This is a genomic window from Terriglobales bacterium, assembly GCA_035624455.1.
Taxonomy (GTDB): Bacteria; Acidobacteriota; Terriglobia; order Terriglobales; family Acidobacteriaceae; genus DASPRM01.
In genome coordinates this window covers 13,878-31,566 of record DASPRM010000118.1, presented here as the reverse complement: position 1 = coordinate 31,566, position 17,689 = coordinate 13,878, and the positions used below count along the sequence as shown (strand labels likewise).

At 57.9% G+C, this 17,689-nt stretch carries 20 protein-coding genes; 17 read left to right on the top strand and 3 right to left on the bottom strand.

The genetic code is table 11. The features are described from left to right. From secY to VEG30_13110, 11 genes are all read left to right on the top strand, one after another. Window positions 1–1,336 (top strand): preprotein translocase subunit SecY (gene secY, locus VEG30_13160; GenBank protein ID HXZ80874.1); only part of this gene is annotated, 1,336 nt, incomplete at its 5' end. A 134-nt stretch (window positions 1,337–1,470) separates the two neighbouring features. Continuing rightward, window positions 1,471–2,205, top strand: coding sequence for an adenylate kinase (locus VEG30_13155; protein ID HXZ80873.1), 735 nt, complete (start codon window positions 1,471–1,473; stop codon window positions 2,203–2,205). After that, the gene (map, locus tag VEG30_13150; protein ID HXZ80872.1) at window positions 2,189–2,941 is read left to right on the top strand and encodes a type I methionyl aminopeptidase; all 753 of its coding nucleotides are present in this window, start codon (window positions 2,189–2,191) and stop codon (window positions 2,939–2,941) included. Before VEG30_13155 ends, map begins: the two co-directional genes overlap by 17 nt. Window positions 2,942–3,096: 155 nt before the next feature. Beyond that, on the top strand, window positions 3,097–3,315 hold the full coding sequence (gene infA / locus VEG30_13145) for a translation initiation factor IF-1 (protein ID HXZ80871.1): 219 nt from the start codon (window positions 3,097–3,099) through the stop codon (window positions 3,313–3,315). 57 nt (window positions 3,316–3,372) lie between these two features. Beyond that, window positions 3,373–3,486: a 50S ribosomal protein L36 gene (gene rpmJ, locus VEG30_13140; protein HXZ80870.1), complete on the top strand. Its 114-nt coding sequence runs from the start codon at window positions 3,373–3,375 to the stop codon at window positions 3,484–3,486. 69 nt (window positions 3,487–3,555) lie between these two features. Further along, a complete protein-coding gene (rpsM, locus tag VEG30_13135) occupies window positions 3,556–3,942 on the top strand; it encodes a 30S ribosomal protein S13 (GenBank protein HXZ80869.1) in 387 nt (128 codons plus the stop codon). Window positions 3,943–4,004: 62 nt separating this feature from the next. Continuing rightward, window positions 4,005–4,433 (top strand): 30S ribosomal protein S11, encoded by a 429-nt coding sequence (gene rpsK, locus VEG30_13130; GenBank protein ID HXZ80868.1) that lies wholly within the window; start codon window positions 4,005–4,007, stop codon window positions 4,431–4,433. A gap of 108 nt (window positions 4,434–4,541) precedes the next feature. Beyond that, window positions 4,542–5,171 (top strand): 30S ribosomal protein S4, encoded by a 630-nt coding sequence (gene rpsD / locus VEG30_13125; GenBank protein HXZ80867.1) that lies wholly within the window; start codon window positions 4,542–4,544, stop codon window positions 5,169–5,171. A 153-nt stretch (window positions 5,172–5,324) separates the two neighbouring features. Beyond that, the gene (locus VEG30_13120; GenBank protein ID HXZ80866.1) at window positions 5,325–6,365 is read left to right on the top strand and encodes a DNA-directed RNA polymerase subunit alpha; all 1,041 of its coding nucleotides are present in this window, start codon (window positions 5,325–5,327) and stop codon (window positions 6,363–6,365) included. Between the two features lie 124 nt (window positions 6,366–6,489). After that, entirely contained in the window at window positions 6,490–6,996 is a 507-nt protein-coding gene (gene rplQ / locus VEG30_13115) for a 50S ribosomal protein L17 (protein HXZ80865.1), read from the top strand. Between the two features lie 216 nt (window positions 6,997–7,212). Further along, window positions 7,213–7,626: a hypothetical protein gene (locus VEG30_13110; protein ID HXZ80864.1), complete on the top strand. Its 414-nt coding sequence runs from the start codon at window positions 7,213–7,215 to the stop codon at window positions 7,624–7,626. Between the two features lie 152 nt (window positions 7,627–7,778). On the opposite strand, the gene VEG30_13105 is transcribed toward VEG30_13110, so the two are convergent. The 3 genes from VEG30_13105 to VEG30_13095 all read right to left on the bottom strand — a co-directional run bounded on the left by VEG30_13105 (window position 7,779) and on the right by VEG30_13095 (window position 10,693). Then, on the bottom strand, window positions 7,779–8,336 hold the full coding sequence (locus tag VEG30_13105; GenBank protein ID HXZ80863.1) for a VanZ family protein: 558 nt from the start codon (window positions 8,334–8,336) through the stop codon (window positions 7,779–7,781). A gap of 122 nt (window positions 8,337–8,458) precedes the next feature. Beyond that, window positions 8,459–9,970 (bottom strand): IMP dehydrogenase, encoded by a 1,512-nt coding sequence (guaB, locus tag VEG30_13100; protein ID HXZ80862.1) that lies wholly within the window; start codon window positions 9,968–9,970, stop codon window positions 8,459–8,461. Between the two features lie 231 nt (window positions 9,971–10,201). Continuing rightward, complete coding sequence (locus tag VEG30_13095) at window positions 10,202–10,693, bottom strand: DUF3011 domain-containing protein (protein HXZ80861.1); 492 nt, start codon at window positions 10,691–10,693, stop codon at window positions 10,202–10,204. 496 nt (window positions 10,694–11,189) lie between these two features. Between VEG30_13095 and VEG30_13090 the strand changes: the two genes are divergently transcribed. The 6 genes from VEG30_13090 (at window position 11,190) to nusA (ending at window position 17,650) form a co-directional block, all read left to right on the top strand. Further along, window positions 11,190–12,128 (top strand): hypothetical protein, encoded by a 939-nt coding sequence (locus VEG30_13090; protein HXZ80860.1) that lies wholly within the window; start codon window positions 11,190–11,192, stop codon window positions 12,126–12,128. Window positions 12,129–12,552: 424 nt separating this feature from the next. Then, a complete protein-coding gene (locus VEG30_13085) occupies window positions 12,553–13,440 on the top strand; it encodes a YceI family protein (protein HXZ80859.1) in 888 nt (295 codons plus the stop codon). A 168-nt stretch (window positions 13,441–13,608) separates the two neighbouring features. Beyond that, entirely contained in the window at window positions 13,609–14,388 is a 780-nt protein-coding gene (locus tag VEG30_13080) for an alpha/beta hydrolase (protein ID HXZ80858.1), read from the top strand. Then, entirely contained in the window at window positions 14,385–15,185 is an 801-nt protein-coding gene (locus tag VEG30_13075; GenBank protein ID HXZ80857.1) for a class I SAM-dependent methyltransferase, read from the top strand. Before VEG30_13080 ends, VEG30_13075 begins: the two co-directional genes overlap by 4 nt. Window positions 15,186–15,489: 304 nt before the next feature. Beyond that, complete coding sequence (gene rimP, locus VEG30_13070) at window positions 15,490–15,966, top strand: ribosome maturation factor RimP (protein ID HXZ80856.1); 477 nt, start codon at window positions 15,490–15,492, stop codon at window positions 15,964–15,966. 88 nt (window positions 15,967–16,054) lie between these two features. Next, window positions 16,055–17,650 carry a transcription termination factor NusA gene (nusA, locus tag VEG30_13065; GenBank protein HXZ80855.1) on the top strand — a complete coding sequence of 532 codons (1,596 nt, stop codon included), beginning with the start codon at window positions 16,055–16,057 and terminating at the stop codon, window positions 17,648–17,650. The last annotated feature ends 39 nt before the right edge of the window (window positions 17,651–17,689 follow it).

The window sequence follows — 17,689 nt, the reverse complement described above, 5'->3', positions numbered from 1 at the left end:
AGGCTTGCTGGCGGTTTACCGGTTGGGAGCGCATATCCCCACGCCGGGCATCAATGCGTCGCTGCTGCAGCAGTTCTTTGAGCAGAACCGGGGCACGTTTCTGGGATTTGTGGACCTGTTCAGCGGCGGGAACCTGCGCCGGCTGACGATTTTTGCGCTGGGCATCATGCCATACATCACGGCCTCGATCATTCTGCAGTTGCTGACCGTGGTATATGAGCCGCTGGCCAAGCTGCAGAAGGAAGGCGAACTCGGGCGCAAGAAGATTACCCAGTGGACGCGCTATCTCACGGTTGTGCTGAGCGCCATGCAGTCATTTGGAATTGCGCTCACCCTGGAGCGGCAAACGGTTTCGGGCGGGATTGCGTTCGTGACGAATCCGGGCCCGGGATTCGTACTGATGACGATGCTGACGCTGACCACGGGCAGCGCCTTCATCATGTGGCTGGGCGAACAGATCACCGAGCGCGGTGTGGGCAACGGCATGTCGCTCTTAATCTTTGCCGGCATTGTGGTCGGATTGCCGCGTGGCGTAGCGGAACTGATTGGCAAAGTGCGTACCGATGCCTGGGGAGCGTTTACCGCTCCGGCGGTGATATTGCTGGTCGCGCTGATGATTGCGGTTGTGGCCTTCATTGTGTTTGTGGAACGGAGCGAGCGACGAATACCGGTGCAATACGCAAAACGCGTGGTCGGACGCAAGATTATGGGCGGACAGTCCACGCACCTGCCGCTGCGGGTCAACTCGGGCGGCGTGATGCCGGTGATCTTCGCGTCTTCGCTGCTGACGTTGCCACAGACGGCGGGTTTCGTGCTGCGAGACAACCGCTTCTTTGGACCGCTTATCCGGGCGTTGGGGTGGGGCGAGCCGCTGTATACGCTGCTGTACGCCATTGGGATCATTTTCTTTGCGTACTTTTATGTGTCGATCGTCTTCAACCCCAAAGAGGTTGCGGACAACATGCGGAAGTACGGCGGATTCATTCCGGGGATCCGTCCTGGGGCTCGCACAGAGAACTACATTAATGAGGTTCTAACGCGGATCACGCTGGTGGGAGCACTGTACCTGATCGTGATCTCGTTCATCCCGGAGTGGATGATTGCCGGGATTCACCTAAATCACCTGCCAGGTGCTTTGGGTGCGTTCTTTGAGAAGTTCCCTGCCTGGGTAACAAACGGTTTGGGGGTGACGTTCTACTTCGGAGGCACGTCGCTGCTGATCGTGGTAGGGGTTGCCATGGACACTGTCCAGCAGGTGGAGGCGCAGCTGATCATGCGCCATTACGAAGGATTTACTCCGCGCAGCGGGCGAATTCGTGGCCGCCGCGCGTGGTAAGAAACGCTGACGAACGCAGGAGCGGGCGGAAGTCAGAGCTATAATGCCGGGCCGTTTGCATTACGTTCGCGGGTCTGTTCTTTTCCGTGTGTCGGGCGCGCGGGAGAGATCAAAAGACCGGCGAGAGGTGAAGCATGGATGCCCAGACCGCTTTATCACCCCGCGTGGACAACAAGACGCGATTCGTCGGGACGTTGATCCTGCTGGGGGCGCCGGGAGCAGGCAAGGGAACCCAGGCGAAGGCGATTTGCGCCAGATATGGGATCCCGCAGATGTCCACGGGTGATTTGCTCCGGGATAACATTGCCCGGTGCACCGAATTGGGAGCTAAGGCCAAGGTCTTCATGAACCATGGCGAGCTGGTTCCGGATCCGTTGGTCGAGGACATGCTGGCCGAACGGGTAATTAACGGCGGGGACACGGATCGGGGGTTCATCCTGGATGGATTTCCGCGAACGCTGTCGCAAGCAGAGTGGCTGGATGGTTTTCTAGACGAGTGGACGGCGCAGCACGGAGAAGGGCGCTCGTACCGGCCAATTGTGATCAACATCGCAGTCAGCTATAATGAATTGCTGCGAAGACTTGCCGGACGTCGATCTTGTCCCACCTGCGGGCGGATCTATAACGTTTATCTGCAACCTCCCCGCGTCGCCGACGTCTGTGATGTGGATGGCTCAAAGCTGATCACCCGCCCAGATGACAGCGAGGAAGTAATTTCCGAGCGTTTACGGGTATATGAACGGCAGACGCTACCCCTGACGGACTATTACCGCGCCCAGGGAAGGTTGCACGACATCGACGGCGAGCGCGAGGCAGCGCAAGTCGCGGCAGATGTAGTGAATCTGATTGAGCATGGCGATCGTTTGTAAGTCGCCGGAAGAAATCCAGAAGATGCGCCGCAGCGGCGGAATCGTGCGGCAGGTGCTGGATGAGCTGGCGGCGACGGTGGAACCCGGCATCAGCACGATGGATCTGGAGCGGAAGGCGGCGAAACGGATCCGCCAGTTCGGCGCCAAGCCGGCGTTTAAGGGATACCACGATTATCCGTGCGTGTTGTGCACCTCGGTGAATCAGGAGATCGTGCACGGCATTCCGTCGGAACGGCGGGTGTTGAAGGACGGCGACATCGTATCGATCGATTGCGGCGTGGTATTCGAGGGTTATTACGGAGATGCCGCAGTCACCGTTCCGGTGGGCGAGAGCGTGACTCCGAACGTGCGCCGGTTACTCGAGGTTACGCAGCAATCGCTCTACAAAGCGATCGAGGTCACGCTGGTCGGGAACACGGTGGGGGACGTTGGAGCTGCTGTGCAGGAACACGTGGAGGCAGCGGGCTTCAGCGTGGTTCGGGATTTCGTTGGTCACGGCATTGGGACCAGGCTGCACGAAGATCCGCAGGTGCCCAACTTCGGCAACCGGGGGCATGGGACGCGATTGCGGGAAGGAATGGTTTTGGCGATCGAGCCCATGGTGAATGCGGGCAAGCCCGGAGCGCGGTTGCTGGACGACAAATGGACCGCGGTTACTGAAGACGGCAGTTACAGCGCGCATTTTGAGCATTGCGTTGCGGTCACGAAAAACGGACCGATGATTTTGACGCAGTAGTGGCGAGAGGCATCCGCGAGCCAGGATCGATATGGGGTGCCGAGTTAGCAGGAACAAGTTGAGGCGTTGAGCGGGCGTGAGCGGAGCGGGAGCCTGCTGCCGAAATCCCGAGCGTTTTGAGCGAGGGATCTCGAGTTTGATTTCACAAGGAATGCATGAGTAAAGAGGACGCGATTGAAGTTATGGCAACGGTGATCGAGCCGCTGCCCAATGCGATGTTTCGAGTGGAGCTGGAAAACAAGCATCAGGTGCTGGCACATGTTTCCGGCAAAATGCGCAAGAACTTCATTCGCATACTGCCCGGGGATAAGGTTGCAGTGGAGCTGTCTCCTTACGACTTAACCCGCGGGCGAATTGTCTATCGTTACAAATAGCGGCATCGGGCCGCGTAGATGGCGGCTGCAAGTGAGCCGACGGAGTCAGGAACTGAAATGAAAGTACGGGCTTCAGTAAAGAAAATTTGTGACAAGTGCAAGGTGATCCATCGCCAGGGCGTGGTGCGCGTTATCTGCGAGAATCCCAAGCACAAACAGCGCCAAGGATAAACGGCGGCGCAACCGGCCTGGCTCTGGGCCAGGCAGACGGCGAAGAGCCGATGGAATGAGAGGTAAACCATGGCACGTATTGCAGGCGTTGATCTTCCGCGCAACAAACATGTGGTGATTGCGCTGACATACATCTACGGAATCGGCAACTCGCGGGCCGCCAGGATTCTGGACGCTGCTAACGTTGCCGGCGAGAAAAAGGTGCAGGACCTGGGCGAAGACGAGGTCAACCGCATTCGCCAGGTGATCGAGGGCGAAGGCGGGGTGGAAGGCGACCTGCGCAAAGACATCTCGATGCATATCAAGCGGCTGATCGAGATTGGATCCTATCGCGGGTACCGGCATCGCCGGAATCTGCCGGTGCGCGGGCAGCGTACTCATACCAATGCACGCACCCGGAAGGGACCGCGCAAGGGCACGATTGCGAACAAGAAGAAAGCAACGTCGAAGACATAGGCTGTTAGTGTGGCTGAAGGAGCCAATCAGAGAAGTTCATTTACTGAAAAATAGAGAGACACATGGCAAAAGCGCAAGCAACCGGCGCGGCAGCGCCGGAGAAAAAAGGCAAGACGAAGAAGTTCAAGCGTCGCGAACGCAAGAGTGTGCCGTTCGGTCTGGTGCACATTCAGGCGTCGTTCAACAATACGATTGTGACCATCTCCGACCAGGAAGGCAACACCCTGGCCTGGAAGAGTTCGGGTTCGCTGGGATTTCGCGGGTCGCGCAAAGGGACGCCATTTGCCGCTCAGCAGGCGGCAATGAACGCCGCCAACATGGCGCGCGATCACGGCGTTCGCAGCGTGGATGTTCGCGTAAGCGGGCCAGGGTCGGGGCGGGAGTCGGCAATTCGCGCTCTGGCCGCTGCCGGGATTGAAGTGCGGTCGATCCGCGACGTAACGCCGGTGCCGCACAATGGCTGCCGTCCGCCGAAGAGACGGAGGGTGTAGAGCTGATGATTCGTTTCCGAAGGAAGCGAATCTAAAGATCACAGCTTAAAGACGACTGGGAAGACCGGAACGCCAATCCCGTAAACCAGTCAGCAGAAGGAGAATAATTTGGCACGTTACAAAGATGCAGTGTGCAGACTTTGCCGCCGCGAGGGAATGAAGCTGTTCCTCAAAGGGGCGAAATGCTTCAGCGATAAATGCCCGGTGGAAAAGCGCAACTATGCGCCGGGTCAGCACGGAAAAGACCGCAAGGCGAAAGTCGTGGGCTACGGCCTGCAGCTTCGCGAAAAGCAGAAGGCGAAGCGTATCTACTTCGTCGGAGAAAATCAGTTTCGCAACTACTTCGAGTACGCCGCGCGCACGCCGGGCGTCACCGGCATGTTGCTGTTGCAGCAGTTGGAGCGCAGGCTAGACAACATTGTCTACCGAATGGGATATGCCCTTTCGCGGCGGCAGGCGCGTCAATTGGTCCGTCACGGCCATATTTCCGTTGACGGCCGCAAGGTGAACATCCCTTCCTATGAGGTCAGCGTAGGAGAAGAGGTTGCGGTGCGTGAAGAAGCGCGCAACGTCGATGCGGTCAAAGCTGCCGTGGAATACAACAGTCATCAAACGCCGGCGGCCTGGCTGGAGATCGACCGCGAAGGGATGAAGGGTCGGATTCTGGCTTTGCCGAAACGCGAAGACATCAATCTGCCGATCAATGAGCAGTTGATCGTCGAGTTGTATTCGAAGTAGTAGTTGCCTTCGGCCGCTGCAATCGCGGCGGTGCGAAGTCAATCGAATCTCGAGAGAGTTTGGCCCGTTTCCGGGCCCGATCAGCCCTGGCAACTTCACCCCAACATGGGCCATGGGGGTTGCCTTGAGCCACAGGGCCGGAAGGAGAAATGAATGCTTTGGAAAGGTTTTCAGAAACCTAAGCGTCTCGCGGTAGAAACCGAGACACTCACCGATAAGTACGGCCGCTTCTGGGCGCAGCCCTTTGAGCGCGGCTTCGGTACCACCATCGGAAACGCGCTGCGGCGTGTTTTGCTGTCATCGATCGAAGGCGCGGCCATCACCGCGGTAAAGATCGAGGGCGTGCTGCACGAGTTCCAATCGATTCCGGGAGTGGTGGAAGATGCCACGGACATCATCCTCAACCTGAAGCAAATCCCGTTCAAGCTGAACGGTGAGGGTCCGAAGGCGATCTATCTGCGGGCGGAGCAACCGGGAGTGGTGACCTCAGGCATGATTGAGACCGACTCCGACGTCGAGGTTCTCGACAAGGACGTTTACATCGCTACGGTCAGCGAGGGCGGCAAGCTGGACATGGAAATGCGCCTGAAGCGAGGCCGCGGCTATGTGTCCGCTGACAAGAATTTCGATGAGGACCTGGGCTTGGGCTTCATTCCCATCGATTCAGTGCATTCGCCGGTACGCAAGGTGAACTACACGGTGGATGCGGCGCGTCTGGGCCAGATCACGGACTACGACAAGCTCAGTCTCGAGGTCTGGACGAATGGTTCGATTACTCCAGCCGATTCGATCGGCCTGGCCGCAAAGCTGGTGAAAGATCACATGAACATCTTCATCAACTTTGAGGAGGAGATCGAAACCGCGACCAGCCCGTCCGAGGAGCGCAAGCCGCAGATCCGGAATGAGAATCTCAACCGCTCGGTCGAGGAGCTGGAACTCTCGGTGCGCAGCTACAACTGCCTGAAAAACGCGAATATTCAGACCATCGGCGAGCTCGTTCAGAAGAGTGAAGCCGAGATGCTGAAGACGAAGAACTTCGGGCGGAAGTCGCTCAACGAGATCAAAGAGATTCTGGCCTCAATGGGTTTGAGCCTGGGTATGAAGATTGATGAGCACGGCAATGCCGTGCCCGCGACTCCGCCGTCTCCGGTCGGCAGCTTTGGGCTGGGCGACGGACAGCGGGGAATTGGATAAGCAGCCACCCATCGCACGGGTTCCGACGGATTGAAATCTGAAATAAAAGAAATCCGTGAAGATCCGTGCTGATCCGTGGCCATGTTTGGAGACCGGTTATTCGGGGCCTCGAAGGACAAAGATCATGCGTCATCGTGTAGCAGGATGGAAACTCGGACGTAACACCAGTCATCGTCGCGCGCTGTTGCGCAATCTGGTGACCTCGCTGATTCTAGAAGAGCGCATTCAGACTACGGCTACCAAGGCCAAGGCGATGCGCCCACACGTGGAGAAGATGATCACCCTGGGCAAGAAGGGTGACCTGGCTTCACGGCGCCTGGCAGCGGGATACCTGATGACTCGCGATGCTGTGGACAAGTTGTTCAACACAGTGGCGCCACGCATGGGCGAGCGCAACGGCGGTTATCTGCGCATCATCCGCAGTGGCTGGCAGAAGGGCGATGGCGCTGAGAAAGTCTTCATCGAACTCATGGGAAGTGAGCAGGTGATCGACGAGAAGCGCCAGAAACGGGCAGAAGCGCGCGCCAAGCGCGCCGAGGAAGCCCGCAAGGCGCTCGAAGAAGCGCAAGCGCCGGGTGCCGAAGCTCCTCCCACTGCAGAAGGTAGCGAGCCCGGACCAGCAAAGGAATAGCGGGCCAGCGCTCAATTCCAATCCACGATTTATCAGCGCAACCTGTCAAAGGTTGCGCTTTTTGTTTTTCAGCCTACACAGTTCGGCTGCACGGTCAGACCTGGCCCGATCGCCTAACGCAACTTTTGTTCCAATTCACGGTTAATCTCTTAAGGTAGCGTCTTCGGACTCCAATTGCTTCCGCAGGCGTTTCCCCAAACAATGGAGGTTTTTGTAATGAAGTCGAAGTTAACCCTAACCCTTATACTCACAACTCTGCTGTCGATAGCGGCGTTCTCACAGAATGCTGCACCCCAGACGGAACCTTCTACAGGCAGCACTGCAGCTGCCAGTGCGCACCAGCATGGCGATTTCATGCAGATGCTCACGCAGAAGCTGAATCTGACGGCAGATCAGCAGGCGAAGTTGAAGCCGGTCCTCGAACAACAGCACCAGCAAATGAGGGCGCTCAGGACCGACACCAGCCTGACTCCGGAACAGAAGCAGGCGAAGGTGCAGGAACTCCGCGAGAACACGCACAACCAAATCAATGCCATCCTCACGCCGGAACAGCAGCAACAGTTTGCGCAGCTGAGAGCAGAGCACAAGGGGCACATGAAAGGTGCAGTGCCCAGCACTCCCCAGCAGTAACCGGTTCGAGTTGGAGATTTCCAAGGCAGCAGAGATGCTGCCTTGATTTTTTGGCAATCAGCAATCAGCGTTGAGCCGTCGGCTAGCCGTCGGTGCGAGCTTTCCCAATCGATTAGCCCGGGCCCCCACTCAACGTGAGAAACAAGAGACTGTCAGGTTTGTCCGACCTCTTCACGCGCCGACCGTGGTGCGGCCGGGCGAGCAAACGTCAGAGCAATGAACATCACCAGAGACTGTGCGAAGATACCGCCGAAGGAGTCCAGAATCACATCGTGGACAACACCGGTACGGCTCGGAAAGAATGACTGGTGCCATTCGTCCAGAGCGGCGACGGCGATTGTGGAGAGCACGGCGAGCGCCGCAGCCCGGTGATTCCAGCCAGAACGCAAAGCTTGGGCGAACCAACCGGGCAACGATTGACGATGGCGTCGCTCATACTGAAGCTCCTCGTGGATCGCCAAGGTCTCGCGCCACCCCCGATAAGCAAGCCAGCTTAATGTTCCATAACCAATGAAGTGTCCAGTCTTACGCAGAACAGCGTTGATGTAGAGGAGATAATGCAGCGCATCGGGACCGAAAAGCGCTACCAGTGGCCTGATCCAAAGAGCTGTGTGAGCAGAGGAAAAAGCGGGAGTGGATTCGATCGCGATGACCATCAACCAAAGCAGTGTCGGCAGCCACGCGCGCCACATTGACTTGCGATAGAGCAAAACGAAGACCTCACTTTATGCAGTAAAGAAGATTGTAACTGGTGAGAAGCGGCTGCGGGCGGGATGTTTGCCTGAAAAGCGAACCAACGTGCTTGAACTTTCAGCTTTGAGACCGCCCACCGCTACTCAACGTGGTAATTGGGAGCTTCGCGGGTGATGATCACGTCGTGCACGTGGCTCTCGCGAGTGCCGGCCGAGGTGATGCGTACGAAGCGCGCCTTCTGCTGCAGCTCCGGGATGGTGTGGCAACCCAGGTAGCCCATACCGGAACGGAGTCCGCCAATGAGCTGGTGCACCACCATCGCGAGAGTGCCGCGATAGGGTACACGGCCCTCAATGCCTTCGGGAACCAGCTTGCCCAGGCGGTTGTTCTGGCCATCACTCTCTTCGACAGAGACAGGAACTGAGGAATCGTCGTCGGTGGACTGGAAGTAGCGCTCGCCTGATCCCTGGGCCATAGCGGCGAGCGATCCCATGCCGCGATAGGCTTTGAAGGAGCGTCCCTGATAAAGGATGGTTTCGCCGGGGCTTTCATCGGTGCCGGCGAAGAGCGAGCCGGCCATGGCCACGCTCGCTCCTGCAGCCAAAGCCTTGGTGATGTCGCCGGAATATTTCACGCCGCCATCGGAGACGATGGGGACCTGGGCATCGCGGGCGGCGCGCGCCGATTCGGCGATAGCGGTGATCTGCGGTACGCCGGCGCCGGTGACGACACGAGTGGTACAGATCGAGCCGGGGCCGATGCCGACTTTCACCGCATCTACGCCGCTGCGAATCAACTCGCAGGCGCCATCGAAGGTGGCTATGTTGCCGGCGATCAGATCCACCTCCGGCAGTCGCGACTTCACCTGCCTGATGGCTTCCAAAACACGTGTGGAATGGCCATGTGCGCTGTCGATCACCACCACGTCCACTTTATTTCTTACCAATTCCTGTGCGCGCTCAAGGAAGTCGCCGGTGGCGCCAATGGCGGCGGCGCAACGCAGGCGTCCCTGAGAGTCTTTGGCCGCATTGGGATACTTGAGCTTCTTCTGGATGTCCTTAACCGTGATCAGGCCTTTGAGGTTGTACTTGTCGTCCACAACCAGCAGCTTTTCCACGCGATGGCGATGGAGAACCCGTTCGGCTTCTTCGAGAGTGGTGCCCACCGGAACCGTAATGAGGTTTTCCTTAGTCATCACTCTGCTGATAGGGATGTCGGTGCGAGTCTCGAAGCGTAGATCACGATTAGTGAGAATGCCGACCAGCTTTTTGTTCTTGGTGATGGGCACGCCTGAAATGCGATAGCGGCGCATGACTTCCAGTGCGTCAGAGACCTTGTGGTCCGGCGAGAGCGTGATGGGATCGACGATCATACCGCTCTCGGAGCGCTTCACCTTGTCCACTTCTCCGGCCTGCTGCTCGATGGTCAGATTGCGGTGAATGACACCCATGCCGCCCTGCTGGGCGATGGCGATGGCCATGCGCGACTCGGTCACTGTGTCCATAGCGGCGGTCATCAAGGGGATGTTGAGCGTGATATTGCGGGTGAGGCGAGTTTGGGTGTTCACCTCGGCGGGAGTAACGTTGGAGCGCGCCGGGAGCAGTAACACGTCGTCGAAGGTGAGGGCCTCAGGTACAGGAAAATTGATCATTGCTTCTTCGCTTCGTCCGATGAGCGAGGTAACCCCATTCTACGGGTGGGCGGCGCCGGGGAGCAAACGCGGTTAAGGGGTTAGTTCTACAGTGGACCAGCCATCAGGTAACTGCTGATTGCCGTGCTGCGGACCACCGGCAATCTGATTCCCCGCGCATAGATTTGTTTCGCCCCATTTTCCCGCTAGAGCCACAGGCGATGGAGCGACCGCGACGTGCGTCAGGGCGGCCTACCGATAAATCGTGAAGTCGGCACGGCAACCGCGGTCAACCCAAATCTGGTTGCCTTGCACTCCCCAGGTGCTACCCCGGACGCAGGCAGCGTCGCTGCGTTGACGTGCCAATCGGACGTCTCTATGAGGAGGTATGGCACAGAAATTCCGCCGCATGTTTTCCGACGAGCAGGTCACGGTCGAAGCGCCATATCCGCCTCCAGAGCCGCCTCCGGGATATCTCCCGACGGTTACCGTGAAGTCGGCACGGCAACCCCGATCGACCCAAATCTGGTTGCCTTGCACGCCCCAGGTGCTGCCGCGAGCGCAGACAGCGTCGCTACGCTGACGTGCCAATTGAACGCTGCCATGGGGAGGAATCGCACAGAAGTTCCGTTTCATGTTATCGGATGAGCAGGTGACGGTCGTGACTTGCGCGAAGGTCGGCAGTCCAATTACGAGCAGACCGACGAGTTTGAGAAGAGCTGAAATTTTGGGTTTGCTATTCATAACGCACGCGAGCCTTTCTTCAACGGATGCTCAGTGTTTCTGCGGAAGGACGCATACCGCGCGCGATCTACGTGGTGCTGACCCCTCCGAGGGATGGTTCGCTTCGCCAGAGGCTGGTCCGTTGCTTATTTTACGAGTTTCCAGGTTTTGTCGGGGTTGTATGCTGTTATCTGACGTGCGATCGCTTCCGTATCCTTGCCTAAGTCTTTCTGATACACAATTCCGCGCTGATTGACTATGAAGGTCATTACCCGCTGACGCGGTACTCGGCGGGGTATGCGAGAAGCGCGAAACCACCCTGCATCTTGCCATTATCGAGGTAATCTCTTGCGCCTCCCGTGTTGCAGACACGAACGCTGTTCGTCACGAAAACGTTACATGAATATGACCGCCAGTGTACGAGTTCTCTCCACGGCTGCAGTTAAGCTTAAGGGTGTGATTAAGAGATTGCAACGACAAGCTCTGATAAATGCAGGAACGCAAAGGGAGCAAGCCATTGAGACGAGTCTTAACCGCACTTACATTCATGATGCTGGCGCTCGCCGGGCAGGTTTTAGCTGAGAAGGAAAAAGAGCCTCCAGCCGGGGCAGATCTGCAGCTGCAAACCCGGACCGGAAAAGGCGTCGCAAATGGGTCGTCGGCGCTGGACCGGGCCTTCCACGCGATGTATGACCTGAATTTTCAAGTCGCCGATAATGAACTGGCTAACTACACGACAGAGCATCCTAACGATCCCCTTGGTCCCGCAGCGCAGGCGGCTAGTACCCTGTTTTCCATTTTCGACCAGCACAAGGTTCTGCAAAGCGAATTCTTCGCTTCTGATGATCGTTATACCCAGCGCCCTGCCATCCTCCCGGACCCGGCTGCAGTACAACGGTTTGAATCGGCGCTGGACCGGGCGGAGGAACTTAGCAAGCATGCACTCTCGCAGAATTCGACGGATGAAAATGCACTGTTCACCATGGCACTGGTTTATGGGTTACGCGCGGACTATGCGGCCCTGGTTGAGCGTCATGATCTTGCCGCACTGCGTTTTGCCGATAAGGGAAGCGAGTGGGCGCGCAAGTTGCTCGCCATATCCCCGGATTTCTGCGACGCGTATGTGGCGACCGGAATAGAGAAATATCTGGTGGGCGTGCGGCCCGCGCCGGTCCGCTGGATGCTTCGTGTAGGCGGCATCAAGGGAGATCAAAAAGCAGGCCTGCGAGAGCTTGAACTGGCTGCCCGGCGAGGGCGTTATCTCGCCCCCTTCGCTCGCATCCTTCTGGCGATCGCTGACTTGCGAAGATCGAAATACAAAGAAGCTATCGAGCTTCTGGGTGACCTTCGTCAACAATTCCCGCACAACCCCCTCTTTGCGGACGAGGTGGCGCGCCTCAAACAGAACCAGACAACCTCTCCGCATCACACGCCAGCTGCATCCGGTGGCCTATAACACAAAACGCGGGATAGAACGGCCGGTTCCGTGGCCCTACTCATCTTGGGGTTTGCGTGGGAATAAAACCTGCTGGGGACGGCCGCTTCGCCGGTTAAAGTGAAGGCCTAGCATCGCCACTTTCCATCGCTTGGCCGGGTTGACAGCACATGTCCGACCGATGGGCCGCTTCTGGCATATAATCCTGCGTCGTCCGGATGTGGGGTTCCGACCGGAATGATGTGGGGTTTCGAACGGAATAAAGTGGCGAGCGCTCCTGGTCCTTTCTCCTGCTCTCCCATTATCTCTTGCAAAACCGGTAGAGTGGCGAACGGGAAGTTGGAGGCGATCGCGGAAGCTCGTCGGAACAGGCGGGCTTCGCCCGGGATTAACCGAGCTTGTAATTAATTTCCTAAAAGCAGATCTGCTGGGAGGGAGAAGACCAATGTCCAAGTACATCGCGGTATTCGCGGCAGCTGTCATTCTTGCCTTGGGAGTTCTCGCCCTTGGTGTTCCCAAACAAGCGTCAGTGGCAGGTTCCTGGCTGGTGGATTCGCGCCACTCCGATGCGCAACTTATCACCGACGGGACTACGGACTACGGCAAGACGAAAATGAACGTTACTCTGGGCTTTACCAGAGTGAACGGAATATTGAGGTTGGACGAAGCCGATCCTACAAAGTCGCGCTTCGATTTCCGTCTCTATCCCGCCACTTCGATGGCGCCGCCGATCGAAGAAGATGGACACCTGAAGAACGAATGGCTGGCCAATTTGGCCAATCACACTCTGGTGTGCTTCCACTCCAAGGGGTTCACCCGGACCGCGGATGGGCGACTGCAGACCACTGGCAATCTGACCCTCACTCGCGTGGACCGCAATGTCGAAGCGACCCCCAATGAAGCCTATGCCGGGCCGGTATACGGACCCCCGATCATCCACAAAGTTACGCGCGAAGCCACGTTTGTTTTTGATGTTCCTGCCGAAGATGCAAACAAGCAGAAAGACGGCGGAATTCAATTGTCAGGGTCAACGATGCTGGGCCGTGAAAATTTCCCTCAGTTGGTGAAGGCGGTTGTCGGCACATACTGGCCGCCCGTGGTTAAGGATAAAGATTGTCATGCGCCTGCCAATGTGAGTGAAGATTACCATGGCGCTGAGTGCACGGGAACCCTTGAAATGCCTGCTGCTCTTCCCCAGCCATCTGGAAGCCAGGTAGGAGAAGACTATCCCGGTCCTGCAAATTTCAACGCCGTGAATGGAAATCAGCTGACGATCCTGGTTCATCTGCAGTTGACGCCGCGGCCCGGAGAAATGGCGGCGGGGGGAGATTAGCAAGGATCATTTTCTGAAGTAACCGCGTACTACCTCTACGAATGGCCTTGTCGCTGAGCGGCCCTGCACATGAGGAAGAAGTGTGGACCGACCTCATTGAGCGGCATTAACACGAGCTTTCACTAGTGAAAAGAGGCAAAGATGCGGAACCCAGTGATGCTCCCGCGAATGGCAAGCGAAGCTTCTCAGTCACTCTGCTTGGCGCTCCTGCTCTTAAGCTCCTGCGCCCTTCCTGGCCAGAACCAGGGGCCTCGAGTTCGCAACATTGTCCTGGTTCATGGTGCGTGGGCGGACGGTTCCGGCTGGAAAGGCGTTTACGACATCCTCGTAAAGGACGGCTACAACGTCAGCATCGTGCAAGAGCCAGAGACGTCCTTCAAGGATGATGTAGCTGCTACGAAGCGCGCCCTTGCTCAACAAGATGGACCGTGCATTCTCGTCGCTCACAGCTATGGAGGAGCGGTCATCACTGAGGCGGGCGCCGATCCTATGGTTTCCGGTCTGGTGTATGTCGCCGCGCATATGCCAGACGCGGGAGAGAGTGAGGCGGAGGATGGCAAGCGCTTCCCCAGCGACTTAAGTAAGTCAAACGCAATAAAGAAGACCGCGGACGGCTTCACCTACCTCGATCCCGAGCAGTTTCACGAGTACTTCGCGGCCGATCTTTCTGCTGAGCAGGCGGCTTTTATGGCACGGTCGCAGGTACTCAATTTTGCAGACAATTTCAAAGCCGTTATCACCAAGCCGGCATGGAGAACCAAACCAAGCTGGATGCTGGTGGCGGGAAAAGACAGGACAATCAATCCTGACCTGGAACGTTGGTACGCGGCACGAGCGAAGAGCCACATGGTTGAAGTCGCCGGAGCGAGCCACGTGGTCTATATCTCCAGACCGAAAGAGGTCGCGGCTTTAATCGAACAAGCCGCGTCGGAACTGCCAGGTCGATGACTGAATACACTCTGCCGCATGAGTTGGTGGGCGAGCAGCAGCGCTTGACGTTAATGTCTGCGTTGCTGGATCCCATCGAGCTCGCTCACATTGACCGGTTAGGAGTCGGTGCCGGCTGGCGCTGCCTGGAGCTAGGTTGTGGCAACGGATCGATCGCGCAGGCTCTGGCGAAGCGCGTGGCGCCTGGTGGTCACGTGGTCGCAAGCGACATCGATCTGCGCTTCATCGCGGAATTGCGGGCGCCGTGCCTAGACGTTCGGAGAATCGATGTTCTTCGGGATGTGATGGAAGAGGGCGCATACGATTTTGTGGTCGCGCGCGCCCTGCTTCACCACCTTAGCCCGGCACACGAGGCACTGGCTCGGATGGTCAAGGCGCTGAAGCCGGGAGGGGTGCTGCTTTCGATCGAACCGGACATGCTCCCGTGCACTGAGGCTGAACCGGAGTCGATGTGCAGTTTTTGGCAGGGGTGGCTGAAGTGGGCGAATGCAGAGGGGATCGACTACTTTATCGGGCGCAAAATTCCTGGCTGGCTAGATTCGCTGGAGATGGGTGGCATCGCCGGGGAAGGGCACAGACCGCAGTTCAACGGCGGGTCAGACTGGGCGAGATATTGGACCGAGACTATGGATGAGCTGGCACCGTCGCTGCAGAAGTCGGGATATGTCAGCGAGAGAATTCTCGACGAGTTTTACTGGCGATACCGGGATCCGCATTATTGGACGAGCGTCATCACGTTTGTGGCGAACTGGGGGCGGAAGGCGGGCAGGGCGGTGCCGGATCTGCGGCCCGGCTGAGACGCAAGTTCGTTGTCCCGCAAGCGCCCGAATGAGTCGCAAGTAAAGCCTCCGCATCCAATTCTTAAGAGCAGGTTGCGAGCCGTGGGAAGTTTGTCTTTTCGAGTCTTGCGGCGTATCATTCCAAGTGTAGCTGCTGAGAGGCATCGGCTGAGCTGAATCGGCCCGGTTGTGCGTCGTAGTGGGCCCAGCTGGCGGCCGGCCCCGGGTGTTTAGCTCCGGCGAAGCAAAACGGTGGGCGCGAGCCCACTTTTTATTTCCGCGATATACGCCGGACCCAGGAACGACCTGCAGCAATAGAGAAATGGCTGTCGAGCTGGAGAGAATACGCGCGATCGCCGAGCGGGTAATAGCCTCTAACGGCTTGGAATTAGTGGAGTTGGAGTTCCACGGGGGCGGCAAAGGGCGCATGCTGCGCATCTTTATCGACAAACCTGGGGGCGTGACGCACCAGGATTGCGCCGATGTCAGCCGCGAGGTGGGAACCATCCTGGACGTCGAGGATGTGATTCCGGGCGGGTCGTACACGCTTGAGGTTTCGTCTCCTGGCCTGGACCGGAAGCTGGTGAAGCCAGCCGATTACGAGCGCTTCAAGGGAAGCCTGGTGAAGCTGGCCACAAATGAGCCGGTGGATGGATCGCGGAACTTTGTAGGACGTCTAGTGGAGTTTCAGGACGACCGATTAACCCTCGAAGTGAAGGGAAAGAAAAAAGAGCCGCCAGCGAGAGTCACAGTTGAACTGGGAAACGTGGCGAAGGCCAACCTGGTGCCGGAGTTCTAGGATCAGAGGCCGCGAGCTGCGAAGGTTCGGCAGGTAAGAAAGCGAAATAGCAACCAAGTTTGAGAGTAGAACGCCTTTCAGGGACATCATGGCGAGTGAGCTTTACAACACGATAGACGCGATCAGCCGCGAAAAGGGGATCGATCCACAGATCGTCATCAGTGCGGTGGAGGATGCCATTGTCATCGCCACGCGAAAGTCGCTGAAGACGCAAGAGAACCTGCGGGCGCAGCTGGACAAGGAAACCGGGACGATCAACGTGTTTTCGGTGCGGACCGTGGTGGAGACGCCGGAGCAGGTGGAAGACGCCAACGCGCAAATCGCTTTCGAAGAAGCGCGGACGCTGGATCCGACGGTTGCGATAGGCGGCGAGATCCGGCAATTGCGAGCGTCGCACCAGATGGCTCACCCCACCGGGTTGGGACGCATTTCGGCGCAGCTGGCGAGACAGGTGATTTTCCAGAAAGTCCGCGAAGCGGAACGCGACACGGTTTTCAACGAGTACAACACCCGCGTCGGCGAGATCGTGAATGCAACCGTGAAGCGCGTGGAAGGTCCGGATGTGATCTTCGACATCGGGAAGACGGAAGCGCGCATGCCGCGCAAGGAGCAGTCGCGGCTGGAATCATTCGCCATTGGGGAACGGATCCGGGTATGCATCATGCGCGTGGAGAAGGCGTCGAAGGGACCGCAGGTAGTGGTTTCGCGGGCGGCGCCGGAGCTGGTACAGCATCTTTTTCAGACAGAGGTGCCGGAGATCTACGACGGCACGGTACAGATTCGCGCTATTGCCCGCGAAGCGGGCGAGCGCACCAAGATCGCGGTGATGTCGAAGGACAAAGACGTGGATCCGGTGGGCGCGTGCGTGGGCATGAAGGGAATGCGCGTGCAGTCGATCATTCGCGAGCTGCGGGGCGAGAAGATCGACATTATCGAGTACCACGAAGATCCGGTGACGTTCGCGGAGAAGGCTCTGCAGCCGGCCAAAGTGAGCCGGGTTACGGTGCTGGACTCAAGCGACAAGCACTTGGAAGTGATCGTGGACGACAGCCAGCTGTCACTTGCCATCGGAAAGAAGGGTCAGAACGTCCGCCTGGCAGCGAAGCTCCTAGGCTGGAAGATCGACATCAAGAGCGAAGAGGAGAAGCGCCAGGAAGTCGAGCAGCAGATGCAGGCGCTGGTATCGCAAGCGGTCACTCCGTTGGAGAACATTCCCGAGCTAGGCGAGGGAATTATTGAGAAGCTGAGCGCGGCGGGCGTGAACTCGGTGGAGGCGCTGGCCGACATGACACCGGAACAGCTGGAAGCGATCCAAGGGATCGGTCCGAAGACGGTGGAAAAAATCAGCATTGCGGTCAATAATTACTTCTCCAGCCTGGAGGGAGCCGCCCCGCAAGCTGAGTCAGAGCTCCTGGCCGACCAGCCCGCAAGTGAGCTTGAAACTGGCGAAACGGCGGAAGAACAGCCGCTTGAAGCGGAAGCTCATTCCGCTGAAGGCGAGGTTGGCGCTGAAGAGGCGGCATCGGAGACGGCCGAAGAGCTGGGAGCGGAGGGGGGCGAGACGCACCCTACGGCGGACGATGTCGTCGAGATAGCGGCTGAAACAGAGACGGATCCCGAAGAAGCAGCGCCTGGCGAGGAAAGCTCGCACGAGGGCGAAAAAGAGGGTCAGAAGGAAAGTTAGGCTTGGTGGGTATATCACCTGGCGCAAGTCAAATTCACC